Origin of the sequence: Streptomyces sp. PKU-EA00015 (assembly GCF_013387495.1) — a bacterium.
Lineage (GTDB): Bacteria > Actinomycetota > Actinomycetes > Streptomycetales > Streptomycetaceae > Streptomyces.
On record NZ_JABZEE010000037.1, the window covers coordinates 1 to 23669 of the forward strand.

Annotated in this window: 25 protein-coding genes and 1 pseudogene; 17 read left to right on the top strand and 9 right to left on the bottom strand. The window is 73.0% G+C overall.

Going from position 1 to position 23669, the window contains the following annotated elements; translation table 11 throughout:
- The 3 genes and pseudogenes from HW130_RS22390 to HW130_RS22400 form a co-directional block, all read left to right on the top strand.
- Positions 1 to 517 (top strand): annotated as a pseudogene (locus HW130_RS22390) (histidine kinase); the annotation flags it as partial.
- Positions 514 to 936, top strand: a complete 423-nt coding sequence (locus HW130_RS22395) for a roadblock/LC7 domain-containing protein (protein WP_177151453.1) — start codon at positions 514 to 516, stop codon at positions 934 to 936. The pseudogene HW130_RS22390 and the gene HW130_RS22395, both read left to right, overlap by 4 nt.
- The gene (locus tag HW130_RS22400) at positions 933 to 1334 is read left to right on the top strand and encodes a DUF742 domain-containing protein (RefSeq protein ID WP_177151454.1); all 402 of its coding nucleotides are present in this window, start codon (positions 933 to 935) and stop codon (positions 1332 to 1334) included. The genes HW130_RS22395 and HW130_RS22400 overlap by 4 nt, the downstream gene beginning before the upstream one ends.
- Before the next feature lie 34 nt (positions 1335 to 1368).
- On the opposite strand, the gene HW130_RS22405 is transcribed toward HW130_RS22400, so the two are convergent.
- The gene (locus tag HW130_RS22405; RefSeq protein WP_177151455.1) at positions 1369 to 1959 is read right to left on the bottom strand and encodes a GNAT family N-acetyltransferase; all 591 of its coding nucleotides are present in this window, start codon (positions 1957 to 1959) and stop codon (positions 1369 to 1371) included.
- A 193-nt stretch (positions 1960 to 2152) separates the two neighbouring features.
- On the opposite strand from HW130_RS22405, the gene HW130_RS22410 reads away from it, so the two are divergent.
- The 7 genes from HW130_RS22410 to HW130_RS36095 all read left to right on the top strand — a co-directional run bounded on the left by HW130_RS22410 (position 2153) and on the right by HW130_RS36095 (position 8355).
- Entirely contained in the window at positions 2153 to 2758 is a 606-nt protein-coding gene (locus HW130_RS22410; protein WP_177151456.1) for an ATP/GTP-binding protein, read from the top strand.
- A gap of 135 nt (positions 2759 to 2893) precedes the next feature.
- On the top strand, positions 2894 to 3295 hold the full coding sequence (locus HW130_RS22415) for a roadblock/LC7 domain-containing protein (protein WP_177151457.1): 402 nt from the start codon (positions 2894 to 2896) through the stop codon (positions 3293 to 3295).
- Positions 3296 to 3392: 97 nt separating this feature from the next.
- Positions 3393 to 4451 (top strand): DUF6397 family protein, encoded by a 1059-nt coding sequence (locus tag HW130_RS22420; protein WP_256356254.1) that lies wholly within the window; start codon positions 3393 to 3395, stop codon positions 4449 to 4451.
- 215 nt (positions 4452 to 4666) lie between these two features.
- On the top strand, positions 4667 to 5695 hold the full coding sequence (tdh, locus tag HW130_RS22425; protein WP_177151458.1) for an L-threonine 3-dehydrogenase: 1029 nt from the start codon (positions 4667 to 4669) through the stop codon (positions 5693 to 5695).
- Positions 5696 to 5737: 42 nt separating this feature from the next.
- Positions 5738 to 6937 carry a glycine C-acetyltransferase gene (locus HW130_RS22430; RefSeq protein ID WP_177151459.1) on the top strand — a complete coding sequence of 400 codons (1200 nt, stop codon included), beginning with the start codon at positions 5738 to 5740 and terminating at the stop codon, positions 6935 to 6937.
- 38 nt (positions 6938 to 6975) lie between these two features.
- Positions 6976 to 7890 carry a LysR family transcriptional regulator gene (locus HW130_RS22435; RefSeq protein WP_177151460.1) on the top strand — a complete coding sequence of 305 codons (915 nt, stop codon included), beginning with the start codon at positions 6976 to 6978 and terminating at the stop codon, positions 7888 to 7890.
- A 234-nt stretch (positions 7891 to 8124) separates the two neighbouring features.
- Positions 8125 to 8355, top strand: coding sequence for a LysR substrate-binding domain-containing protein (locus tag HW130_RS36095; protein ID WP_375256571.1), 231 nt, complete (start codon positions 8125 to 8127; stop codon positions 8353 to 8355).
- A 142-nt stretch (positions 8356 to 8497) separates the two neighbouring features.
- Here HW130_RS36095 and secD read toward each other — a convergent pair whose 3' ends face one another.
- Complete coding sequence (gene secD / locus HW130_RS22445; RefSeq protein ID WP_177151461.1) at positions 8498 to 10822, bottom strand: protein translocase subunit SecD; 2325 nt, start codon at positions 10820 to 10822, stop codon at positions 8498 to 8500.
- 147 nt (positions 10823 to 10969) lie between these two features.
- Positions 10970 to 11407, bottom strand: a complete 438-nt coding sequence (locus HW130_RS22450) for a hypothetical protein (RefSeq protein WP_177151462.1) — start codon at positions 11405 to 11407, stop codon at positions 10970 to 10972.
- A 300-nt stretch (positions 11408 to 11707) separates the two neighbouring features.
- Here HW130_RS22450 and HW130_RS22455 point away from each other — a divergent pair, with 300 nt between their 5' ends.
- The 3 genes from HW130_RS22455 to HW130_RS22465 are packed head-to-tail and all read left to right on the top strand — an operon-like array spanning position 11708 to position 14122.
- On the top strand, positions 11708 to 12475 hold the full coding sequence (locus HW130_RS22455; RefSeq protein WP_177151585.1) for an ABC transporter substrate-binding protein: 768 nt from the start codon (positions 11708 to 11710) through the stop codon (positions 12473 to 12475).
- Entirely contained in the window at positions 12442 to 13272 is an 831-nt protein-coding gene (locus HW130_RS22460) for an amino acid ABC transporter permease (protein ID WP_177151463.1), read from the top strand. The genes HW130_RS22455 and HW130_RS22460 overlap by 34 nt, the downstream gene beginning before the upstream one ends.
- A gap of 43 nt (positions 13273 to 13315) precedes the next feature.
- Positions 13316 to 14122, top strand: a complete 807-nt coding sequence (locus HW130_RS22465) for an amino acid ABC transporter ATP-binding protein (RefSeq protein WP_177151464.1) — start codon at positions 13316 to 13318, stop codon at positions 14120 to 14122.
- An 80-nt stretch (positions 14123 to 14202) separates the two neighbouring features.
- On the opposite strand, the gene HW130_RS22470 is transcribed toward HW130_RS22465, so the two are convergent.
- From HW130_RS22470 to HW130_RS22480, 3 genes are all read right to left on the bottom strand, one after another.
- Positions 14203 to 14853 (bottom strand): DUF4360 domain-containing protein, encoded by a 651-nt coding sequence (locus HW130_RS22470; protein WP_177151465.1) that lies wholly within the window; start codon positions 14851 to 14853, stop codon positions 14203 to 14205.
- Between the two features lie 345 nt (positions 14854 to 15198).
- Positions 15199 to 16098, bottom strand: coding sequence for an NAD(+)/NADH kinase (locus HW130_RS22475; protein WP_177151466.1), 900 nt, complete (start codon positions 16096 to 16098; stop codon positions 15199 to 15201).
- On the bottom strand, positions 16095 to 17120 hold the full coding sequence (locus HW130_RS22480; RefSeq protein WP_177151467.1) for an SPFH domain-containing protein: 1026 nt from the start codon (positions 17118 to 17120) through the stop codon (positions 16095 to 16097). Before HW130_RS22480 ends, HW130_RS22475 begins: the two co-directional genes overlap by 4 nt.
- 134 nt (positions 17121 to 17254) lie before the next feature.
- Between HW130_RS22480 and HW130_RS22485 the strand changes: the two genes are divergently transcribed.
- A complete protein-coding gene (locus tag HW130_RS22485) occupies positions 17255 to 17983 on the top strand; it encodes a class I SAM-dependent methyltransferase (RefSeq protein ID WP_177151468.1) in 729 nt (242 codons plus the stop codon).
- Between the two features lie 30 nt (positions 17984 to 18013).
- Here the strand turns inward: HW130_RS22485 and HW130_RS22490 are convergent, their stop codons facing one another.
- Entirely contained in the window at positions 18014 to 18754 is a 741-nt protein-coding gene (locus HW130_RS22490) for a carbonic anhydrase (RefSeq protein ID WP_309140525.1), read from the bottom strand.
- Positions 18755 to 19171: 417 nt separating this feature from the next.
- Here HW130_RS22490 and HW130_RS22495 point away from each other — a divergent pair, with 417 nt between their 5' ends.
- Both HW130_RS22495 and HW130_RS22500 read left to right on the top strand, forming a co-directional pair.
- Positions 19172 to 19834, top strand: coding sequence for a hypothetical protein (locus HW130_RS22495; protein ID WP_177151469.1), 663 nt, complete (start codon positions 19172 to 19174; stop codon positions 19832 to 19834).
- The gene (locus HW130_RS22500) at positions 19827 to 20789 is read left to right on the top strand and encodes an endonuclease/exonuclease/phosphatase family protein (protein WP_177151470.1); all 963 of its coding nucleotides are present in this window, start codon (positions 19827 to 19829) and stop codon (positions 20787 to 20789) included. The genes HW130_RS22495 and HW130_RS22500 overlap by 8 nt, the downstream gene beginning before the upstream one ends.
- On the opposite strand, the gene HW130_RS22505 is transcribed toward HW130_RS22500, so the two are convergent.
- The gene (locus HW130_RS22505) at positions 20779 to 21687 is read right to left on the bottom strand and encodes a LysR family transcriptional regulator (RefSeq protein WP_177151471.1); all 909 of its coding nucleotides are present in this window, start codon (positions 21685 to 21687) and stop codon (positions 20779 to 20781) included. The two genes, HW130_RS22500 and HW130_RS22505, sit on opposite strands and share 11 nt — an antisense overlap.
- Positions 21688 to 21764: 77 nt before the next feature.
- Between HW130_RS22505 and HW130_RS22510 the strand changes: the two genes are divergently transcribed.
- Positions 21765 to 22493 carry a hypothetical protein gene (locus HW130_RS22510; protein WP_177151472.1) on the top strand — a complete coding sequence of 243 codons (729 nt, stop codon included), beginning with the start codon at positions 21765 to 21767 and terminating at the stop codon, positions 22491 to 22493.
- Between the two features lie 408 nt (positions 22494 to 22901).
- On the opposite strand, the gene HW130_RS22515 is transcribed toward HW130_RS22510, so the two are convergent.
- On the bottom strand, positions 22902 to 23654 hold the full coding sequence (locus tag HW130_RS22515) for an MIP/aquaporin family protein (RefSeq protein ID WP_177151473.1): 753 nt from the start codon (positions 23652 to 23654) through the stop codon (positions 22902 to 22904).
- Between the last annotated feature and the right edge of the window lie 15 nt (positions 23655 to 23669).

The window sequence follows — 23669 nt, forward strand, 5'->3', positions numbered from 1 at the left end:
GGCGGACGCCCCGGCCGGGCCCGGCGCACGGGCCGCGGCCCCCGGGTGGCAGTCGGCCGGCGTCCGGGACCAGCGGCCCGCGCCGCCCGCCGCCGTCCGCCCGCTGCGCCCGCGTGACGTCCCGACGCCGTCCGCCGAGGGTGAACTCCCGCGCCGCGTACGCCAGTCCCACCTGGCACCCCAGCTGCGGCAGGCGCCGCAGGCGGATCCGCCGCATGCCGCCGGCCCGCCCGCCGACGGCTCTCCCGACCGCAGTCCCGACGTCGTGCGCGAACGGATGAACGCGTACCGCAACGGCTGGGCGAGGGGCGGCGGTGCGGCGCCCGGATCCTCGCACCCGGACGCCACCGAGCCGCCCCGGCCCCGGGAACCCGAGCCCTCGCGGGATCGGGGCCAGGACCGCGCATTCGTGCGGGACCGAGACCCCGGGATCTTCCCGGCCGGAGACCCCCGCCCCGGCCGTCATCCCCACCCGGGCCGTCAGCCCCACCCCGGCAGCGAAGGAGACCGAGCATGAGCGAGCACGAGTCAGCCGTGGCCCATCACCGATCCGGCGACCTCGACTGGCTGCTGGACGATCTCGTCTGGCGCGTGGCCGAGGTCCGGCACGCGGTGGTGCTGTCCAACGACGGGCTGCCCGTCGGCGCGTCCGAGGGACTGTGCCGCGAGGACGCGGAACATCTGGCCGCCGTCGCCTCGGGGTTCCACAGCCTCGCCAAGGGCGCGGGACGCCACTTCCACGTCGGCGGCGTCCGGCAGACGATGGTCGAGATGGACGACGGCTTCCTCTTCGTGGCGGCCGCCGGTGACGGATCCTGTCTCGCCCTGCTCACCGCCGTCAGCGCGGACATCGGACTCATCGCCTACGAGATGGCCCGCCTCGTCAACCGTGTCGGTGAACACCTGCGCACACCGGCGCGCCTCAGCACGCCATGAGCGGCATCGCCGAGCCCACCGGCAGCCAGTGGTACGACGCGGAAGCGGGACCGCTCGTCCGCCCGTACGCGATGACCGGCGGGCGGACCAGACCGGGACCGAACCACGTCCGCTTCGACCTGATCGCCCTGGTCGTCGTGGACGACGACGCGACCGGCTCGGCGGAGGAATCGCTCCTCGGCCCCGAGCACCGCACGCTGCTGGCGCTGTGCCGGAGCGAGAAGCAGTCCGTCGCGGAGCTCGCGGTCGACGCCGACCTGCCCGTCGGTGTCGTACGCGTGCTCCTCGGCGATCTCCTGGAAGCCGGGCACGTGAGGGTCAGCCGCCCCGTGCCGCCCGCACAGCTGCCCGACGAAAGGATCCTGCGTGAGGTCATCGAGGGCCTGCGTGCCCTGTGAGGGCGGCGGCCGGTACGCGTACGGACACGGCCGCTCACTCGGAGCCGCCCCGGCCGTCCCGCCACTGCGCCCTGGTGACGGCGTACTCGACGTCTCCCAGCTCCGAGCCCTCGATCGCGTCCGGCCACTCCTCGAAGAAGGTCCTCACGTAGCGGAGCCCCGCCTTCTCCATCACGCGCCGCGAGCGCTCGTTGACGGTCATCGTGTTGGCGGTCACCCGCAGCACTCCCAACTCGGTGAAGCCCAGGCGGATCAGCGCCCGGGAGCCCTCGGTCGCCAGCCCGCCGCCCCATGCCCGGCGGTCGAGGCGGTAGCCGAGCTCGACCTCGTCGCAGCTGTCGGCGCGCAGCGGGCGGAACTCGAACCAGCCGAGGAAGGCGCCCGAGCCCCGGTCCTGGGCCGCCCAGTACCCACGGCCCTCCACGCCCGCCGGGCCGTCCAGGCAGGCGTAGTGCCGCAGGAGAGCCGGCATCGTCTCGCGCAGCACCTCCGCGCGGGTGGTGGGCGCACCGCCGTTGATGTAGCGCATGACCTCGGGGTCGTTGTCGAGGGCGAGCACGTCGTCCGCGTCGGAGTCGCGGAAGGGTCGCAGCGTCAGACGGCCGGTCTCCAGGAAGGCGCGCATGCCGGGATCATCGTCGGCCGCCGCCGCGGCCGCCAGCGAAATATCCGCTGCGCCCGCCCACGCGGTGCGCGCGCCGATCGTCCCGCGCAACCCACCGCCCGCTTCCGTCCCGGGCCGGGAACGCGCCGCCCGCCCGTCCTCATGCCACCCCACTCGATCCCACCCTGCCCGTCCGTCCCGGGAGAAACGACCGATGTCCTCCACCACCACTGACACCAACGCCGGGGAATCCGTCGACCTCACGCTGAAGATCCTGGTCGCAGGCGGCTTCGGCGTCGGCAAGACCACAATGGTCGGAGCGGTCAGCGAGATCCGGCCACTGCGCACGGAGGAACAGCTCAGCGAGGCCGGGAGCAGCGTCGACGACACCGAGGGTGTCGCCCGCAAGACGACCACGACCGTCGCCATGGACTTCGGCCGCATCACGATCCGGTCGGGGCTGACCCTCTACCTGTTCGGCACCCCGGGTCAGGACCGTTTCTGGTTCCTGTGGGACGAATTGTCCCAGGGCGCGCTCGGCGCGGTCGTCCTCGCCGACACCCGGCGGCTCAGCGACTGCTTCCCGGCCGTCGACTACTTCGAGCACCGCCGCATCCCGTTTGTCGTCGCCGTCAACTGCTTCCCCGGGGCGCGCTCCTTCGGAGCCCACGAGGTCTCCCGCGCGCTCGATCTCGACCAGGGCACGCCGGTCGTCCTGTGCGACGCGCGAGACCGCGACTCCGGCAAGGAGGTCCTGGTCCGGCTCGTCGAGTACGCGGGCCGGGTGTACACCGCCCGGATGCTGGACTCCGTCGGATGACCGCCCGTGCACCGTCGCGCAGCGGTCGCCGGCGACGGCACCTCGCCGCGGGCGCAGCCTTGCCGTGGGCGCACGCGTGCGAAAGGCTTACGTGCGAACGAGACCACGGGGCGTACGAGCGGGGAGGGGCCGGCCATGGCGTTGGACAAGGGACTCGACTGGCTGCTGGACGACTTGACCGAGCGGATCGACCACATAAGGCACGCACTTGTGCTCTCCAACGACGGCCTGGTAACCGGCGCGAGCACGGGCCTGGCGCGTGAGGACGCGGAGCACCTGGCGGCGGTCTCCTCCGGCCTGCACTCCCTCGCCCGCGGTTCCGGGCGTCATTTCCGGGCCGGCCAGCCGCGTCAGACCATGGTCGAGTTCGACGAGGCACTGCTGTTCGTGACCGCGGCGGGCGAAGGCAGTTGCCTGTGTGTGCTCAGCGACGCCGAGGCCGACGTGGGCCAGGTCGCCTATGAGATGACGCTGATGGTCAACCGGGTCGGCGAGCACCTCGGTGTCGATGCGCGCCAGCCGGGCAACCCCGTCTGACCTGCGAAGACAGGGTTATCCACAGGCTCGGCGGGAGATCGCGGCCGAGGGCTACGGTCATCACCGGGAGTATTCACGCTCTACGGGGGAGACCAAGATGACCACACAGGACTCGCCGTCGTACGCGGCAGCGGACACGACGTACGCGCCACGGTGCGGAGTTCGGGACGCGGTGGCACACGGCACGGCACAGGCGGCGGCGCAGAGCCTCGCGCTGAGCCGGGCGGCAGGAGAGCTGGGCTTGAAACGCGGCGAGTTGGACCTCGCCGTCCAGCTGGGCCAAGTGCGCTCGACACCGGATGCGAGCGGGGGGCCGCCCAGGATCGCCCGATCCGAGATCGACCGGCTTCGGGCGGCCGAGGGCTTCCCGGACGTGCTGCGGGAGCGCGTCAGGACGGTCGGCACCCGAGAGGCCGCCGAGCTCCTCGCGATCACCGGCCACCGGTTCACCGGTCTCGCCCGCACGGGCCACTTCGTCCCGGTGCGCTTCTACCTCAACCGCTACCGGGCCGTCGTCTGGCTGTATCTCGCCTGCGAACTGCGCGACTTCGCCCACGACCACGCCGAACTGCTGACCGGGCGGACGCCGCCCGCGGTGCGGGCGGCGCTCGAGGCGGGCGAGGACCGCCGCCCGCGGAACTGGCGAGGCCGGAAGCTGGGACTCCTGCTGCGGTCCACAGCGGACCCCTGGGTGCGTGCCGCTGCCGTCGCGGCGGTGCTCGACCCGGTGTCGGTCGCCGAGGTGGTCCCCGACCCCTACGAGCGGTCCCACCTGCGCGTGCTCCGGCCCGACCTGCTGCCCGGCGGCAGACCCCAATCCCCGGCAGACCGTGATCTGGTGGACCGCCTGCTGCGCGCGGACCACCCCGACGAGATTCTGTGGCACCGGGTGAGCCTGGCCGAGGCACTGCGCGAGGCACGCCAGGCGAGCCCCGCGCCCAGGCCCGCGCCGGCCGCACGGCCGATGGCCCAGTCGCCGGACGTGCCCCACGACGCCGTCGTGCCTGCGGGCGTGCCGCGCCCGGCCGGGCGCCGGCCGCGGCACGCGGCCCCCGGCCGCCCGACCCGGCGACCCTCGACACTGCCCCTGCCGCGACGCACCCCCCGCACCCTCCTCGACCGCCTCCGCCGCCGAAAGCGGCAGCCGCAGACGTGAGCCGCTGCCGTAGCGGGAGCAGCGACCGGCGGTGCTCACCACCCCGCACCGGCTCGGTGTGCGGATCGCGGGCGCATGAAGCTGGCCTGTGGGCCCGCTTAAGAAAACATCGATGGACGCGACGCTCCGAGCTGGGCAGATTGGAGCGCGTCCACTGAGCGGGGCCGTATTTTCGGTATCCGGCCAGTCCCGTCACCCTGCCTGGAGCCGCCCTGATGAAGGCACTTGTCAAGCAGCACGCCGAGCCCGGACTGTGGCTCATGGACGTGCCGGAGCCCGAGACCGGCCCCGGCGACGTGCTCATCAAGGTGCTGCGCACCGGCATCTGCGGCACGGACCTGCACATCAGGTCCTGGGACGGATGGGCGCAGCAGGCCGTCACCACGCCGCGCATCCTGGGCCACGAGTTCGTGGGCGAGGTCGCGGCGGTCGGCGCCGACGTGACGGACATCGCCGTCGGTGACGTGGTCAGCGGTGAGGGGCACCTGGTGTGCGGCAAGTGCCGCAACTGCCTGGCGGGCCGACGCCATCTGTGCCGGAGCACCATCGGTCTCGGCGTGGGCCGCGACGGAGCCTTCGCCGAGTACGTCGCGCTGCCCGCCTCCAACGTGTGGGTGCACCGCACGGCGGTGGACCTGCACGTCGCCGCCATCTTCGACCCGTTCGGCAACGCCGTGCACACGGCTCTGTCCTTCCCGCTCGTCGGCGAGGACGTGCTGATCACGGGCGCGGGCCCGATCGGCATCATGGCCGCCGCCGTTGCCAAGCACGCGGGCGCGCGCAACGTGGTGATCACCGATGTCAGCGAGTCCCGCCTGGAGCTCGCCCGGAAGGCCGGCGCCACCCTCGCGGTGAACGTCTCCCGAACCGACATCGCCGCCGCCCAGCGGCAGCTGGGTCTCAAGGAGGGCTTCGACATCGGTCTGGAGATGTCCGGCAGGCCCGAGGCGATGCGGGACATGGTCGACAACATGACGCACGGCGGCCGGATCGCGATGCTCGGGCTGCCGGCGCAGGAGTTCGCCGTCGACTGGTCGAAGATCGTCACCTCGATGATCACGATCAAGGGCATCTACGGCCGCGAGATGTTCGAGACCTGGTACGCCATGACCGTGCTTCTGGAGGGCGGCCTCGACCTGACCCCCGTGATCACCGGCAGTTACGGCTACCAGGACTTCGACGCGGCCTTCGACGAGGCCGCGACCGCCCGCAGCGGCAAGATCATCCTCGACTGGACCGTCTGAGTCCCGCTCTCGCACCGAGTCACCGCCTCAAGGAGAACCCTCATGTACGCGTCCGTCCGCGACGACCTCCGCGCCACCCTCGACGAGATCCGCGACGCCGGTCTCTTCAAGCCCGAGCGGGTCATCGGCACCCCCCAGAGCGCGTCCGTCGCCGTCACGGCCGGCGGCGCCCCCGGCGACGTGCTCAACTTCTGCGCCAACAACTACCTCGGTCTCGCCGACCACCCCGACGTCGTCGCCGCCGCGAAGGACGCGCTCGACCGCTGGGGATACGGCATGGCCTCGGTCCGCTTCATCTGCGGCACCCAGGAGATCCACAAGGAGCTCGAGCAGTGTCTGTCGGCGTTCCTCGGCCAGGAGGACACGATCCTCTACTCCTCCTGCTTCGACGCCAACGGCGGAGTCTTCGAGACCCTGCTCGGCCCCGAGGACGCCGTCATCTCCGACGCCCTCAACCACGCCTCGATCATCGACGGCATCCGGCTGTCCAAGGCCCGCCGCCACCGTTACGCCAACCGCGACCTGGCCGACCTCGAGCTTCAGCTCAAGAAGGCCGTCGAGGGCGGCGCCCGCCGCCGTCTCATCGTCACGGACGGCGTCTTCTCCATGGACGGCTACGTCGCGCCGCTCGCCGAGATCTGCGACCTCGCCGACCGCTACGACGCCATGGTCATGGTCGACGACTCGCACGCCGTCGGCTTCGTGGGCCCCGGCGGCCGCGGCACCCCCGAACTGCACGGCGTGATGGACCGCGTCGACATCGTCACCGGCACGCTCGGCAAGGCGCTCGGCGGCGCGTCCGGCGGCTACGTCGCCGCCCGCGCCGAGATCGTCGAGCTGCTGCGCCAGCGCTCCCGGCCCTACCTGTTCTCCAACTCCCTCGCCCCGGTGATCGCCGCCGCCTCCCTCAAGGTCCTCGACCTGCTGGAGTCGGCCGGCGACCTGCGGGAGAGGCTGGCGGCCAACACCAAGCTGTTCCGCACGAAGATGACCGAGGCCGGTTTCGAGATCCTGCCCGGCGACCACGCCATCGCGCCGGTCATGATCGGCGACGCCGCGGAGGCGGGCCGCATGGCCGAGCTGCTGCTGGAGCGCGGCGTGTACGTGATCGGCTTCTCGTACCCCGTGGTGCCGATGGGCCAGGCACGCATCCGTGTCCAGCTGTCCGCCGCGCACTCCACCGAGGACGTCGAGCGCGCCGTCGCCGCGTTCGCCGACGCCCGCCGGGCGCTGAAGGGCTGACCACCGGAGGGGGCCGGCAGACCTGGCAAAATGGCTGGGTGATCGACCCCCGACGGCTGCGCATCCTGCGGGCCGTGGCGGACCACCGTACGGTGACCGCCGCGGCCTCCGCGCTGTACCTCACCCCCTCCGCCGTCTCCCAGCAGCTCAACGCGCTGGAGCAGGAGACGGGCCACACCCTGCTGATCCGCAGCGGCAAGGGAGTGACTCTCACGGCCGCGGGAGAGATCCTCCTCGCCCACACCCACGCCGTCCTCGCCCAGCTGGAGCGTGCCGAGGCGGAGCTCGCCGCGTACGCGGGCGGGGCAGCGGGCGAGGTGACCGTCGCCGCGTTCGCCACCGGCATCGCGGAGGTGGTGGCACCGGCCATAGGGCGCCTCGCGGCCGAGCACCCCGGCATCCGCGTGCGCGTACGGGACGCCGAGGGCGACGAGAGCCTGCCGCTGGTCCTCGACGGCGAGGCGGATCTCGCGGTCGCCGTCGAGTACCGGGGCGCTCCCGGCGCGGACGACCGGCGGCTGGCCAGGGTTCCGCTGTACGCCGAGCCGTTCGACGCCGTGCTGCGCGCCGACCATCCGCTGGCGGGCGGCGACAAGGTCGAGCTGGCGGAGTTCGGTGACAGCGACTGGATCGGCCCCTATCCCGGCAACCCGTGCCACGACATGGTGCTGCTCGCCTGCGAACTGGCGGGCTTCCAGCCCCGGCTCGTACACCTGTCGGACGACTTCCGTGCCGTCGTCGCCCTCGCCGGCGCGGGAGCCGGAGTCGCCCTCGTGCCGCGCTCGGCACTGCGCGGGATGGAGCTGAGCGACACCGTGGTCCGGCCCGTGTCGGGACCGGCCGCCACGCGCCGTGTGTTCGCCGCGGTGCGCCGCGGCGCGGAGAGCCATCCGCTGATCCGCCCGGTCCTCGACGCCCTCGCGCTCACGGCCGAGGGTATGTCCACCGGCTGACGGCCCGGGAGTTCACCCACGACCGCTCTTCAGCGCACCGGGCCGGGAGCCACGTCCCTGCGCCACGTCGTCCGGCCGGGCCGGACCCGCAGGGGCCTGCCTGCGGGTCAGGGCGACCCCCACCAGCACCACCGCCAGGCCGCCACCATCCGTGCGCCGAGCTCCTCGTCCAGCACGAGCGCGCCGAGCGCGACCGAGACGACCGGCACCAGGTCCGGGTTCACCCCCGGCTTCGTGGTGGACAGCGAGGACTACGCCACGGCTCAGGGCTTCGTCGCCGCCGGACTCGGCATCAGTCTGATGCCGGTCATGGGCATCGGCGGCCGCCACCCCGGAGTCGTGGTGCGCAAGGTCCGCGGTCCCGAGCCGGTGCGCGCGGTCCACGCCGTGGTCCGCCGTTCCCACCCGGCGGGCCCGGCGCTGAACGGCCTGCTGCGTGCCCTGCGCGAGGCGGCGCGCCAGTAGGACCCGTCCGGCGGCCCGGGTCCGCACCGGCCGACCCCCGGGGGCGCGACCGCGAAGGCCGCCCGGCTCAACGGGGTTGTCCCACCGCGACATCCGTCCGTTTGGCCCATGAGCCGGGCCGCTCCCCGCGAATCACCGATCGTCAGACGACCGCCCCGCTGCGATCGCCGGAACGAGCCGGGCGCCCGCCGCGCGGACGCCCGGCCGAGCGGGACCGCTCCGGGCGGCGGGACTGGAGGATCACGGTCACCGGCATGGCCGTGAACACCGTGGACGCCATCCCCACCACGACGCCGGCGAGCAGCGCCACGGAGAAGTCGGTCAGCGAGTCGCCGCCGAGGACGGCGAGCGCGACGAGCACGAACAGCGCCCCCATACCCGTGTTCACGGTACGCGGCAGGGTCTGCGCCACCGCCCGGTCCGCGAGGTCCGCCCAGGGAAGTGACGTGCCGGTACGGCGCAGTTCGCGCAACCGGTCGAGCACCACCACCGTGTCGTTGACCGAGTAGCCGACCACGGTGAGCAGCGCCGCCAGGAAGACGCTGTCGACCGGCCTGCCCAGCCAGGCGAAGAGCCCCACCACCAGGAGCACGTCCTGAACCATCGCGACGACCGCCGCCGTCGCGAAGGTCCACCGGAACCGCACGCTCAGGTAGATCAGTTGGGCCGCGACCGCGACGCCCAGGGCGATCAGCGCGTGCGTGCGCAGCTCGCTGCCGAGGCTGGGGCCGACCAGATCGTCCCGTTCCACCGTGACGTGCCCGGCCGGCCCCTCCAGCGCCGTGCGGATCCGCTCCTGCTGCCGGTCGCCCGTCTCCTTGGTGCGGACGGACACACTGTGCTCACCGGTCTTCTGCACCACCGCCTGCGGGAAACCGGCCTCGACCACGGCCGCGCGTGCCGCGTCCGCGTCCACCGGCTGCTCGGCCGCGTACTGCACGCTGCGTCCGCCGGTGAACTCGACCCCGAACTCCAGCCCGCGCACACCGACCCCGCCGACGGCGAGCAGCAGCGCACCCGCGCACAGGCCGAGCCAGCGCCGCCGGTGCCGCATCAGCCGGGGCGTACGCCGCGCGAGTCGCGCCCGCAGCCGCCCGGTGGTCGCCATCCCGGTGAGAGCCGGCCGCCGGCGCACGAAGGACGTGCGCACCGCCCATTCGGCGAGCAGCCGGGTGATCAGCATGGCGGAGACCATGGAGGCCAGCACACCGATCGCGAGGGTGACGCCGAAGCCCTTGACCGGGCCGGTGGCGAACGCGAAGAGAAGACCGGCGGCGAGCAGCGTCGTCACGTTCGAGTCGGCAACCGCGCTCCACGCCTTGGCGAACCCGGTCCGCAGGGGCGGGCGCAGATCGCGGGACCCCTTGGCCCGCAGGCCTCCGGGACGCGTGTACTCCTCCCTGGCCCTTTCGAACACGAGCACGTTGGCGTCCACGGCGATGCCGATCGCGAGGACGAACCCGGCCAGGCCCGGCAGCGTGAGGGTCGCGCCGAGTGCCACGACGGCGGCGTACGAGACGAGCCCGTACAGCGCGAGCGCGACGGTGGCGAGGAGACCCAGCAGGCGGTACACGACGATGATGAACAGGCCGGTGCAGACCAGGCCGATCACGGCGGCGAGCGCGCTCGCCCGGATCGCCTCGGCGCCGAGCGTCGGTCCCACGGTGCTCTGCTCGACCGTCGTCACGGGTACGGGCAGGGCCCCGCCTTTGACGAGCGCCGCCAGATCGCGCGCCTCGGCGGCGCCGAAGCCGCCGCTGATCTGCGCCGAGCCGCCGGTGATGCCCGTCCCGCACGGCACGCTGTTCTGCATGCCCGGCGCGGACACGATCCGGTCGTCCAGCACGATCGCCACGCGCCGGGCCGGATCCGCCGGCGCCGCGCACGCGGCCTCGCCCGTCAGGCGTGCCCAGGTCTCGCCCGCGTCGCCGCGGAACGACAGATCGACGCTCCAGCCGCGCCCCGTCTGGGTGTCGAGTACGGCCTCGGCGTCCTCGACGCCGTCACCGGTCAGCGCCGTGGGGCCGAGCCGCAGATGGCCGCCGGGCGTGTCGGGGTCGGCGAGGACGCGCGACCCGTCCGCCGCGGGGCGGTTCGCCGGTCCCGACGCCGCCCCGGTGACGGCGTGGAAGGTCAACTGGGCGGTGCGGCCGATGACCTCGGCTGCCTTGCGGGGGTCCCGCACCCCGGGCAGTTCGACGACGATACGCCGCTCCCCGGAGCGGGCGAGGGACGGTTCGGCGACGCCGAGACCGTCGACGCGGCGGCGCAGCACTTCCAGCGCGCGGTCGGTCGCCGCCGCGTCGGCACGGACGGTGGGGGAGTCCTCGGTCTCCAGGACGATCCGGGTGCCACCGCGCAGATCGAGTCCGAGGCGGGCGGGGGTGGTGAGTGCGACGCCGAGGGAGACGGCGACGACGGCGAGCGCGATCAGCGCACGCCACAACGTGGTACGGCGAGATGACATGAAGGCTCCACATACGGTCCGCGGGGCCGGGGCGCGCCGCTCGGTGGCGTACGCCCGCGCCGGCGGACGGGGACACAGGGAAGGGCGCCTCGTGTCCGGGGTGACGCGGGCAGGCCGCGGCGCCCCGGAACGGCGGGCGCGGGAACGTCAGCTGTGCCGGGTGGAGGGAGGTCCGCGGGTGTGCCGCGGGTCGTACGCGTCGCGCGGCGGAGCGCGCTCCTGACGTGGTCCGGCCGTCAGACCCCCGCGCAGCGGGAGGGGCTGCACGGCGGTCACGGGACCGGTCAGCAGCGGAGGAGCGCCGGACAGCCGCACCGAGTGCTCGGCGGCCGCGTCGTGCTGCACCGCCTTCTCGGGCCCGGGGGGTGCCGACGGGACCGCCCGTACGGTCTCGGCGCCGCCCGCTCCCGCCCGCGCGACCGCGGGGAACTGCTGCGCTGCCGCGGGCATCGCGCGGGCGGCGGGGCCGGGCGACGCGGTCTGCAGGCCCGGAGCCGTACCGGCGAGTGACAGGAGCAGCGACAGGACGCCGACGAGCACGGACGGCAGGGCCGCCGCGAGGGCCCGGTGCGTGCGCTCGCGCATCCCCGCCCCCTCGCCGCTCGTTCCGCTTGCCATGTGGCCTGCCGCGGCTCAGCGTAGGCGACACGGACGGGCCACGGGGACCGGCACGTGCGACCGCCCGCCGGCCCGGGCGGCGAACGCGTCGTGGACTGCTGCGACACGACAGGGCCCGGTTGGCTTACGATCACGGCGGGCGGCCGCGCTCTGGCGGTCGCCAGCCCCATACCCCTGGAGGTCACCGTGTTCGGGACGGTCCGCGGACACCGCACCCACCGAAGCAGCTTCCGCTTCCGCGTCACCGCAGGTGCCGTGGCGGCCGGCATGTTCCTCGCCGTCGGCTGTACCTCCTCCGACGACGGGCCCGGTGAGGCGGCGGGGGGCGTCCCCGTGGTCGAGAAGGGCAAGCTGACCACCTGCACGCACCTGCCCTACCCGCCGTTCCAGTTCGAGCAGGACGGGAAGATCGTCGGCTTCGACGTCGCCCTGGTCGACCTCGTGGCCAAGAACCTCAAGGTGGAGCAGAAGATTCTCGACACCCCGTTCGAGAACTTCAAGACCGGCGCCTTCCTCAACTCCGGCGAATGCGACCTCGCCGCTGCCGGTATGACGATCACCGACGAGCGCAAGAAGAACGTGGACTTCTCCGTCCCCTACTTCGACGCGACCCAGGCGCTGCTCGCCACGAAGAAGAGCGGCGTGAAGACGCTCGCCGACATCAAGTCGCAGAAGAAGAAGCTGGGCGCGCAGGCCGAGACCACCGGCGAGAGCTACGCCAAGAGCGAGGGCTTCGACCCCGTCGCCTTCGAGAGCTCCGACGCCGTCCTCAACGGCCTGCGCACCGGTCAGGTCGACGCCGTCGTCATCGACTACCCGGTCGTCCAGGGCTGGCTGAAGGACAAGGCGAACGCCGCCCAGTTCGTCCTCGGGGAGAACATCGAGACCGGTGAGCAGTACGGCTTCTCGGTGAAGAAGGGCAACGACAAGCTGCGTGCGGCGATCGACAAGGCGATCAACGACGCCCGTGCCGACGGCACGTACGACGAGCTGTACGAGCAGTGGATCGGTCCGCTGCCCAAGGACGGCTCGTGACCTCACGTCTCACCCGGCGCCAGCGGCGCAGGGTCTCGCAGGGCGTTCAGTACGCGCTGTTCGTGGCGGTCCTGGTCGTCATCGGTGTGCTCGCCGACTGGGACCGCCTGCAGAACCAGTTCGCGCAGAAGGCCCTCGCCGAGGAACTGTTCCCGGACATCATCACCATCGCGCTGCGCAACACGGTGGTCTACACCGTGTCCGGCTTCGTCTTCGGTCTGGTCCTCGGACTGGTCATCGCGCTGATGAGGCTGTCGTCCGTCGCCCCCTACCGGTGGGTGGCGGGTGTCTACATCGAGATCTTCCGCGGACTGCCGGCGCTGCTGATCTTCATCTTCGTCGGTGTCGCGGTCCCGCTCGCCTTCCCCGGCACGGAGATCCCGGGCGGTACGTACGGAAAGGTCGCCCTCGGCCTCGGCCTGGTCGCTGCCGCGTACATGGCGGAGACCATCCGGGCGGGCATCCAGGCGGTGCCCAAGGGACAGATGGAGGCGGCCCGTTCGCTGGGCTTCTCGCACGCCAGGGCCATGGTCTCGGTGATCATCCCGCAGGCGTTCCGCATCGTGATCCCGCCGCTGACCAACGAGCTGGTGCTGCTGTTCAAGGACTCGTCGCTCGTGCTGTTCCTCGGCGTCACGCTGCAGGAACGCGAACTGACCAAGTTCGGCCGGGACCTGGCGAGCCAGACGGCCAACTCCACACCGATCCTGGTCGCCGGCCTGTGTTATCTGCTGGTGACCGTGCCGCTGAGCTTCGTGGTGCGCCGCCTCGAAGCCCGCGCCGACAGGGCGAAGTGAGGAACGGATGCCCAAGAAGCCGACACAGGCGGGGAGCGGGAGCATGAGCGCCACGGGCCGTCCCGAGATCGAGATCCGGGGGCTCCACAAGTCCTTCGGCGACAACGAGGTTCTGCGCGGCATCGACCTCGACATCGCGGCGGGCGAGGTGGTCTGCGTCATCGGCCCCTCGGGGTCCGGGAAGTCGACGCTGCTGCGCTGCGTGAACCTGCTGGAGGAGCCGACGAAGGGCCAGGTCTTCGTCGGCGGCACCGAGGTCACCGACCTCGATGTCGACATCGACGCGGTACGCCGCCGGATCGGCATGGTCTTCCAGCAGTTCAACCTCTTCCCGCACGTGAACGTGACGGAGAACCTGACGCTGCCCCAGCGGCGCGTGCTGCGCCGGGACAAGGCGAGGGCCGCCGAGGTGGCCCGGCGCAACCTGGAGCGGGTCGGTCTCGCGGACAAGGCCGACGCGTATCCCGCGCAGCTGTCCGGCGGTCAGCAGCAGCGGGTGGCGATCGCCCGCGCGCTGGTCATGGACCCCGAGGTCATGCTCTTCGACGAGCCGACCTCGGCGCTCGACCCGGAGCTGGTGGGCGACGTCCTCGCGGTCATGCGCCAGCTGGCCGCCGAGGGGATGACCATGATGGTCGTCACGCACGAGATGAGCTTCGCCCGGGAGGTCGCCGACCGGGTGGTCTTCATGGACGGCGGCGTCATTGTCGAGCAGGGCCCGGCGGAGCAGGTCGTGGGGAATCCCCAGCACGAGCGGACGCGCAACTTCCTGATGCGGCTGCTCGATCCGGCGGCGGCCGAACAGCCCGGCGCCGAGGGAACGGCGGACGGTCCGGACAAGGAACGCTGACGCCCGGTCCGACGGACCGGACGGCCCCGGCCGGGAGGGGGATGCCCGGCCGGGGCCTTCGCGGTGGTCCGTTCTCCCGGTCAGCGTCCGGGGCACTCCTTCCACGCCAGGTGGTAGATCGTGCTGATGTCACCGTCCGTCGAGTCCATGGTCATGTAGCTCGTCGCCGCGGGGGCCGACGCGCCCGCGCTGACGCGGAGCTCGGTATTGATGTTGAAGTTCCGCTGCACCCCGCAGGGCGCCCACACCAGCTGTGCCCAGTCGGTCTCGTCCGTGGCCTGCCAGTTGTCCTCGTACGGGCCCCGGAACGTGTGCGACCGCGAGGCGGTGCTCGGCGACCCCTGGAAGTAGTACGAGGCCTTCTCCGTACCGCTCGCGCCGGCCTGCAGCGAGGCGTAGCCGCGGTAGTCGGCGCTGGCGACGGCGTAGGTGAAGCCATGGGGGACGTGGACGACGAGGTTGAGCTGACAGTTCTTGCGCGACGCGGTCGGCGAGGAGTCACCGCCCACCTGGGCCAGGTACTCGCTGTACGTCACGGTGAAGGCGGTGTTGTCCTCCGAGACGGCGACGGCGGCGGTGCCCAGGGGGCATCCCGAGCCGTTGACGGTCGCGACGTCGATGACGATCTTGTCGGGCGGCGGGTCGGTGATGCCCGACGGGCTGGCCTGCGCGGGCAGCGCGGAGGCGAACAGAGCAGCGACCGCTCCGCTCACCAGTAGACCGGCTTTCATGGTTCTCCCATCCATTGCTTTCGGTGCCGGGTGCCGGGCACGCGCGAAGGCGCCCGGCGCGAGGTGGGGGGTGCGGCCGGCGGTGGTGCGCGTCGGCCGTCACGGACCAAGTGCGGTGGATCGAGCGGTGGTTCCGGGAACGCGTCGAACGGTGGCGAGACCGCCGGGCTGTTGAAACGTCATGCACATGACAGTCTGGGCCGGTGCTCTGCACGGTCAGTGCGGACCGGGAGTGGTCGAATGGTACAAACCAGTGACTGGGGCGAACAGTCGAGGACCGGCCATTGAACGGGGTGCCGGACGGCCCGTTCGTGGCCGGGTCCCGCCCCTGCGGCCCGGCCGGCCTCAGTCCAGCAGGCACAACGCGGTGTCGCTGACGCCCACGTGGACGGACTGGCCCCAGGTCACCTCCAGCGCGTCGGACTCCATGCCGTCGCCGAACACGACGAGCCGGTCCGACTCCACCGTGATCCGCAGCCGTTCCGCGGCGCTCAGCGCTCCGGCGACCCGCGCCGTGCCGGTGGCCGGTGACGGCCAGGCCTCCCGGACGAACCAGATCAGCCGGCGGTCCGCCGGTGACGGCAGCGCGAGGGTGCTGCCCCGCTCCTGCCACACCGAGCGCAGCCACCCCGTGGCGCCCGTGCCCGTGCCCACGAGCACACCCGACGACGCCTGGGTCTCGGCGCCCTCCGTGTCGCCGTCCGGGCCGAGCCGGTAACGGGCCGTCTGATGGCCGGGCCGCCCGAGGTAGATCTCGTTGAGGGCCACCAGGCGCTGGGTGTCGTCGGTGACCGCCTCCACCATCGTCAGGTCGTCCGTCCGGCGGCCCGGCAAGACCGCGGAGCGCAGCAGCCGGGCGGCGTCCGCTGCCCGGTGGCGCACCAGGACGCCCGGGTTGCGTCCCGGTTCGGTGTCGATGCCGATGACGGGCTGTCCTGCCAGGTACTTCGCCGTATTGGCGACCAGCCCGTCCTGGCCCACGACGACCACCACGTCCTCGGGCGCGAACAGGAAGCGGTCCAGGTCCGACCGCTCGACCCGGGCGCGGCGCCACGGGAGCGGCACCGCCCCCGCGACGTCCGACAGCGCCTGCCGCGTCCGCCGGTGCCGCTCGGCCACCTCCCGGATGCTCCGGCCGCGCGAGGAGAGGAAGAAGTCCGCCTGACCGTGCGTGCCGTGCCGGGCGAGCAGTTCCTCGTACTCGGTGGCGCGGTGGACGAGCACGGCACGCGGCGCGAGGCTCATGCCCCGGCCGCCGTACCGCCGGCCCCCGGTGCCCCGGCGAGCCTGGCGAGCGCGGAGGTGACGACGTCGGGGGAGAGGGTGAGGCTCTCGATGCGCGGCAGGTTCTCGGCGAGGCGTGTCACCGCCAGCGCGTGCAGCGTCACGGGGTCGACATCGGCGTGCACCCGCAGCCACGCGGCCTGGGCTTCGGCGCGCGCCGCGCCCACTTGCTGCGCCGCTTCGGCCTCCGCGCGCGCGAGCCGGACGGTGCGGGACGCCTCGGCGTCCGCCTTCACCGCGTCGGCGGCAGCGCTCTCCTCCGCCCGGCGTCGTGCGTTGGTGCCGTTCTGCTCGACCAATTGCTCCTCGCGGCGCGCCAGTTCGATCTTGCTGGCCAGTTCGTTCTCGGCGATGGCGCGCTCGCGCTCCACGGCCACGGCCCGGCGTTCGTACGTCGCGCGGTCGGCCTCCTGCTGGATCTGTTCGCGGGCGGGAGTGCGCAGCGCGCGCTCGACCTCGGGCTCGGGCCTGATCGCGACGACGCGGACCGCGACGACCTCGATGCCGGTCGCGGGCAGCCGGGGCTCGTCGGCGAAGCCCGCGCCGATGCGATCACGTACCGCGGCGACACCGTCCGCGAGTGCGGACGCCAGTGAGGTGCGGGCCAGCACGTCCAGCGCGTGCTGCTGCGCCGTCTCGGTGAGCAGGTTCGCGATCTGCTCGAGCGGTGTGCCGCGCCAGGCGCCGGTGTCGGGGTCGACGGAGAAGTCGAGGCGGGCGGCAGCCGTGGCGGGGTCGTGGATCCGGTACGTCACCGTGGCCTGGACGCCCACGTCCTGGAAGTCCGAGGTGCGTGCGTGGAAGGACATCGCCAGTTCGCGGTCGTCGACGGGCACTTCCGACAGGGCGGCGGTCAGCGCCCGGAACCAGAAGCTCAGTCCCGGCCCCTCATGGATGAGCCGGCCGCGCCTTTGGTGACGGATGTGCGCGGTGGGCGCGGCGCGCAGGTGGCGCCAACCGAGGCGTGCGGTGATGTCGGCCATGGAAGAATCCCCCTCTTTTCGTCACTATGACGATAGTGGATCGGAGTTATTGTCGTCAACCAGACGAGATGTGTTCGTGAGAGAGGCGGACAGGCCGGTGACCGCTGCGGTCCCGGCCGTTAGGCTGATCACCGATGTTCACCGCACACGGGCCCACCCTCAGGGAACTGGCCGTCCAGGCACTGTCCTCGACCCGGCGGGGCTACGACCTGCTCGCGCCGAAGTTCGACCTGACACCCTTCCGGACCCCGGACCCGATCCTCGACTCCGTCGCGCGGGCCCTGCGGCCGCTCGGCCCGTTCGCCGCCGGCCTCGACATCTGCTGCGGCACCGGCGCGGGGACCGGGATGCTGCGCGCGCTGTGCACCGACCGCGTCACCGGTGTCGACTTCAGCGCCGGCATGCTCGACACCGCACGCGCGACGACGGCCGCCGGCGGTCCGCCGGCCGTCTCCTGGGTACGGGCGGACGCACGTGCGCTGCCCTTCGAGCGGGACTTCGACCTGGCCGTCAGTTTCGGCGCCTTCGGGCACTTCCTGCCCGAGGAGCGGCCCCTGCTCTTCGCCGGCGCCCACGCCGCCCTGCGGCCGGGCGGGCTCTTCGCCTTCCCGGTGCTCGCACCGCCGGGCCCCCGGACCCGGCTCTACTGGACGCTGCTCGCCTTCGACGTCGTCATGCGGGTACGCAACGCCCTGTGGCGGCCGCGGTTCATCATGTACTACCGCACCTTCCCGCTCTCGGGGGTGCTCGCCGACCTCGAGCAGGCCGGTTTCGACGTCCGGTTGATCCCGCTCGCCGACCTCGGCCGGCTGCCCGGCGGCGCGCCGCGCGCCCGGCTCGTGGTCGCGCGGCGGCGCCACTGACGGGCCCGCGGCGTACACGCTCTGTACGCGTCAGGTGAGGGTGTGCACCCGCTGCGAGGTCAGCTCGTAGCGCGCGCCGACGACCGCCAGGGCACCGGTGGTGATCCGGGCGGCGAGGTCGGGCTCCTCGGCCAGCCGGCGGGTGACCATGGCGACATTGCGGTCGATCGTGGAGTCGATCCGCGCCTGGCCCTGCTGACTGTGATCGATGGCCGGGCGTATGCGATCGGCTATGTACTGGATGTGGGCGGGCAGCTCCTCGCCCGTCTCCTCGGCCCGCACCGCCGCGCTCACCGCTCCGCACGCCTGGTGCCCGAGCACCACGACCAGCGGTGTGCCGAGCTCCAGGACTCCGTACGCCACACTGCCGAGCACGGCCTCGTCCAGCACCTCGCCCGCGGCGCGCACCGTCATCAGGTCGCCGAGACCCTGGTCGAATATCAGCTCAGGGGGGACCCGGGAGTCGATGCAGCCCAGGATCACGGCGAACGGGTGCTGGCCGCCGACCAGGGTCTCGCGCACGGCCCCGCTCTCGTGCGGGTGCTGCTGGTGGAAGGTCCGCCAGCGGCGGTTGCCGTCGGCCAGTTCGCACAGGGCGGCGGACGGCGTCGTGGGTCGCGGGCGTGGCGGCACGGCGCGGGGCGCCGCGGACGCCGGTACGGTTCCGAGGGTCAGGCCGCCGGTGGCGAGCGCCCCACCGGCGACGGCCGCGCGCAGCAGGGTCCGGCGGCTCTCGCCCACCGGCTTGTCGGTCTGTCGAATGACTGTCACGCACGTGAACGTAGAGTGCCTTCCCGGTCAGGTGTTCGTCACGTGAAGTTCTTTGCGCCTGCTTGGACAAACCTTGGCCGGTGCCGTAAGAGGCCCAGGGCTCGCCTCTATGAAGGGCGCGGGCATCGCGCCGGACCGACCGGTGGTAGTGGCCGACTGCGGTCCGCTCCCTGCCGCGATCCTCTCGACCCAGGGCCCGAACCGGAATCGGCCGCGTCGCACGCCCGTACGTGCACCGCACCCGGCTGCCGGTGTCACACCGGCGGCTTCACCGACACCAGCAGCTCCTCCTCGACGGCGACGCTTCGACGCCCTCGGCCACCACCGACAACGGCCTTGTCACAGCGGCCTGGCAGGATCGTGGGCACCGGGAAGAGGCGAGGGGCCTCGCGGGACGAACGGGTACAGGGGGGTGTCGTGGGCGACACGGAGGACGCCGGCGCGGCAGCGGAGACGACGACACGGAACGCGGAGGGGCAACCGCCGGACGGCCGGCGGAGCAGGTGGCCGCGCCGGCTGCTGTGGGCGGTGGTCGCCTTGCCCGTCGTCGTGGGCGGCCTGGTGGCCGGGTGGTTCGCGTGGGTGATGGTCTCCTTCATGGTCAGCGACGATCCCTTCGGCACGCATTCCACGATCAGCTGCTCGGCGGCGATGGAGTTCGCCCACGGCAGGCTCCCGGAGAGGACCACCGACGAGGACTGCAGCGTCGACGACTGGATGGACGACGTGGTCCGGGGCACGTTCCGGATGCCGCGCGAGGACGTGGACGAGTGGCTGGCGTCGGCGTACCCGAATGCCCGGCCGGAGGAGCACTGCGACGAGGACATCTGCATCGAGTTCGGCACGAGCGACGACCCGGCGGACCCGTTCGCCGAACCCACGCCGTCCGCGACGGCTGCCACCGCGACTGCGTCCGCGACGGCTGCCACCGCGACGCCTTCCGCCACGGCCGCCGTCCCCGACGCATCGGCCATCGGTACCGGGACTGCCGCCCCCACCGGCGCGGACGTCGTCCGGCTGACCGTGCGCCACGAGAACGGGACCACGGCGCTCGTCACCCTCGAGGCCTTCGATGACTGAGCCCGGATCGGCAGCGCGCTCCCGGCGGCGCATCCGGCTGCCGCGCCGCGGACGCGTGGTCGCCGCGTGCGCCGTCGTCACGGCGTTCCTCCTCACCTTCCACCGGGCCGTACCGAACACGCCCGGCCGGATCGGCAGTCTGCTGGAGACCTTCCTGCCCTGGCTCGGCCTCGCCGTGCCGGTACTGCTCGTTGCCGCTGCGCTGCGGAGGTCGGTCACGGCCCTCGTCGCCCTCCTGCTGCCCACGGCCGCATGGCTCGGCCACTTCGGCCCGTTGCTGCTGCCCGCCGGCGACGAGCCCCACGACATCGTCGCGGTGCAGCACAACGTCAGTGATGTGAACGCCGACCCGGCAGGCACCGCGAGGGCGCTGCTGCGGGAGCGACCCGACATCGTCGCCCTGGAGGAGGTGACCCCCGAGGCGCTGCCCGTGTACGCCGAGTCGCTCGCGGCCCGCTGTCCCCACCGCGCGGTGGTCGGCACCGTGGGCCTGTGGTCCGCCCATCCCATCCGCGACGTACGGCCGGTGGACATCAGGCCCCATGGCATCGGGCCGGACTGGAACAGAGGGATGCGCGCCACCGTGCGGACCCCCGAGGGCGACGTCGCGGTCTACGTGGCCCACCTGCCCTCGGTGCGCCTCGGGGTGCACGGGCTGGGCTCCGCCCGGCGGGACGAGAGCGCGGCCCTGCTGGCCGAGGCGATCGCCGCCGAGGAGGTGGACCGCGTGATCCTGCTCGGTGACCTCAACGCCACCGTCGACGACCGCGGCCTCGATCCGCTCGGCTCCCGGCTGCGCGTGGCGGGGCCGGGCATGGCGTTCAGCTGGCCGGCGGCGTTCCCCGTCGCAAGGATCGACCAGGTCATGGCCCGGTCCGCGACCGTCGTCGACGTCAGGTCGCTGCCCGCGACCGGCAGCGACCACCTGCCCCTCGTCGCCCGCATCAGGCTCTGACGGCGTCCGCCGCCCCGCCCGGCAGGGACGCGAGCCGGGCTGCCAGAAGAGCCGCCGGCCCCGTCCCGCCGTGCAGCGCCTCGATCCGGTGCACCGTGCGCGGCATCGTCACCGCGACCCCCACCACGCCGCACGCCCCTTCCAGCACGGAGCGCGGCAGGAGCGCGAGGCCGTGCCCGGCGGCGACCAGAGCGACCAGCCCGCGCACGTCGGTCCCCTCGTACCGCAGCGACACGGGGAACCCGTCGTACCCGCACAGGGTGCTCAACCGGTCGCGCCCCACCGCGATCTCCGGGGCGTCGATCCACCGAGCGTCGCCGAGATCGACGAGCCGGACGCCGTCCCGGCCGGCCAGCGGATGCCCGGCGGGCAGCGCGACGGCCGACGGTTCCTCGGCGACACCCGTGGCCGTGAGCGGTCCCGCCTCCGGCAGGTACAGGGGATCGCTCGGTGCGGCCATGCCGTCGACCAGCGCGAGTTCCAGCTCTCCGGTGGCGGCCTCCCGCACAGCCGCGGCATGACCCGTGACCCGCACGGCGACCTCCAGCCGCGGCTGCTCGCACCGCACTTCGGCGAGCGCCCGGCTCAGGCGCGACGACATGGCCAGCGGCGTGACGCCGAGCGTGAGCCGGCCGGCCGGCGCGGACAGCAGTCGGGCGATGTCGGCGCGTGCGGCGTCGAGCCGCAGGAGCAGTGGCCCCGCGTGCTCCAGCAGACGCGTCCCCGCCTCGGTGGGGACGACGGGTCGGCGCAGCAACAGCAAGCCGCCCAGATCGTGCTCCAGGGCGGAGATGTGCTGCGACACGGCGGACTGGGTGTAACCCAGTTCGCGCGCTGCGGCCGAGAACGAGCCGAGACGGGCCACGGTGACGAACGTGCGCAGCAGATGCGGATCCATGGCCCATCAGTATCGCTGATGGAAGGGTCATGAATCATCGTTGGTACTGAACATGCCGGGCGGGCCAGGATGTTCTCATGTCCGCTTCGTACCGCACCTCATCGGCCCGTCTCGCCCTCGTCGGCGACCGCTCGCCCGGCGTCCGCGCCCATGCCCGTGTCCCCGCGCTGCTGCAGGCCCTCGCAGAGAGGGACCAACGCGTCCTGGACGCCTACTGGATCCCGACCCCGGACGCCGAACAGCCCGGCGCCCTCGACGGTTTCGACGCTGTCTGGCTCGTGCCGGGCAGCCCGTACGCGAGCGAGGCGGGCGCGATCGCCGCGGTGCGCACCGCGAGGGAGCGGGGCATCCCGTTCCTGGGGACGTGCGGGGGATTCCAGCACGCGGTCCTCGAGTACGCCCGGTCCGTGTGCTCCCTGAAGGACGCCGCCCACGCGGAGAACCGCCCCGGCGCCGAGGACCCGTTGATCGTCCCGCTCGCCTGCTCGCTGGTCGGACACGAGGGCGCGGTCGAGGTGGAGCGCGGCTCGCTGGCCGAACGCGTCCTCGGCGCCGAGCGGACCGTGGAGCGCTACCACTGCTCTTACGGCACGAGCCCGGCGTATCTCGACGTGCTGCGGGACCACGGCCTGCGCTTCAGCGGATGGGACGAGACCGGCGACGTCCGCATCGCGGAACTTCCGGGCCACCCCTTCTTCCTCGCCACGCTCTTCCAGCCCGAACTCGCGGGCGACGGCACGCGCCCGCACCCGGTCGTACGAGCCCTCGCAGTCGCGGCCGCGGAGCACGCGGGTCAGGGGACGTGACCCGCCTCCTGGAGGGCCTCGCCGCCCAACACTCGCCCCCGCCCACGCCGGAAGCGCTTTCGCACCTGACCTGTCCGCGCCCGACCGAGCCGCTGCCCCGGGCCTGCCGGCACCCGACCGTGCCGCCGCCTTTGACCACAGGTCCGCACCCGACCTGTCCGCCGCTGACCCAGCCGCCGGCACCGGCACCGCGTCGGGGCGGCCGGCGGTCCCGACCGGGGATCCGCTCCGCCGCCGGGCCGTGACCCGAGGGCGCCGCCGTCCCGGCCTGCGCCGCCCGGGCCCGGCCGACACCGGACCGGACCGCACCCGCAGCGGCCGCTGTGTCGACCCCACGGATCACCCGACATCGACCACGTCGAGATCGACTACAGCTGACCCCGTTCCGGAGCCGAGGCGGCGCGCCGTTCAGGACGCCAGATCGAGCGTGCCGCAACGGCAGGCGCGTTCCGCGGGCCGCACGGACGCGGCAGTCCTCCTCCTGGGCCGTCCGTACAGCAGCATGGACAGACCGGCCCCCAGCGCGCCGCCGACGAGCTGCGCGGCGACGAATCCGCCCAGCGACGACGGTGCGATGCCCGTGAAGGAGTCCGAGAGGGATCTGCCCACGGTGGCGGCCGGGTTGGCGAACGAGCCGGACGAGGTGAACCAGATCGCCGCGGCGATGTAGGCGGCGACCCCGACGGGCGCGAACCGGGCACGGCCGGTCCGCCGCAGTCCCGTGATCAGCAGCACGAGCCCCGCCGTGGCGACCGTCTCGCCGAGGAGCAGGTGCCACTCCGATCGCGTGTGCGCGGACCACACCCCGGGCCGCCGGCCGAACATGACGTCCGCCAGCACGGCGCCCGCTGCCGCGCCCGTCAGCTGCGCCGCGAGATAGGCCAGCGCCTCCCGGCCGGGCGTGCGGCCCCGCCGTCCCTCGTACCACCAGGTGCACAGGGTGACCACCGGGTTGAGATGGGCCCCGGAGACGGGGGACAGGAGGGCGATCAGCAGACCGAGTCCGATCGCGGACGCCAGCGAGTTGGCCAGCAGTGCGGTCCCCGGATCCGGGCTGAGCCCCGCGGCCCGGATCCCGGAGCCGACGACGACGGTCACGAGTGCGGCGGTGCCGACCAGTTCGGCCACCGCCCGGCGCGGCAGCGCCGCCTGTGCAGTCACGATCCTTCTCCCCAC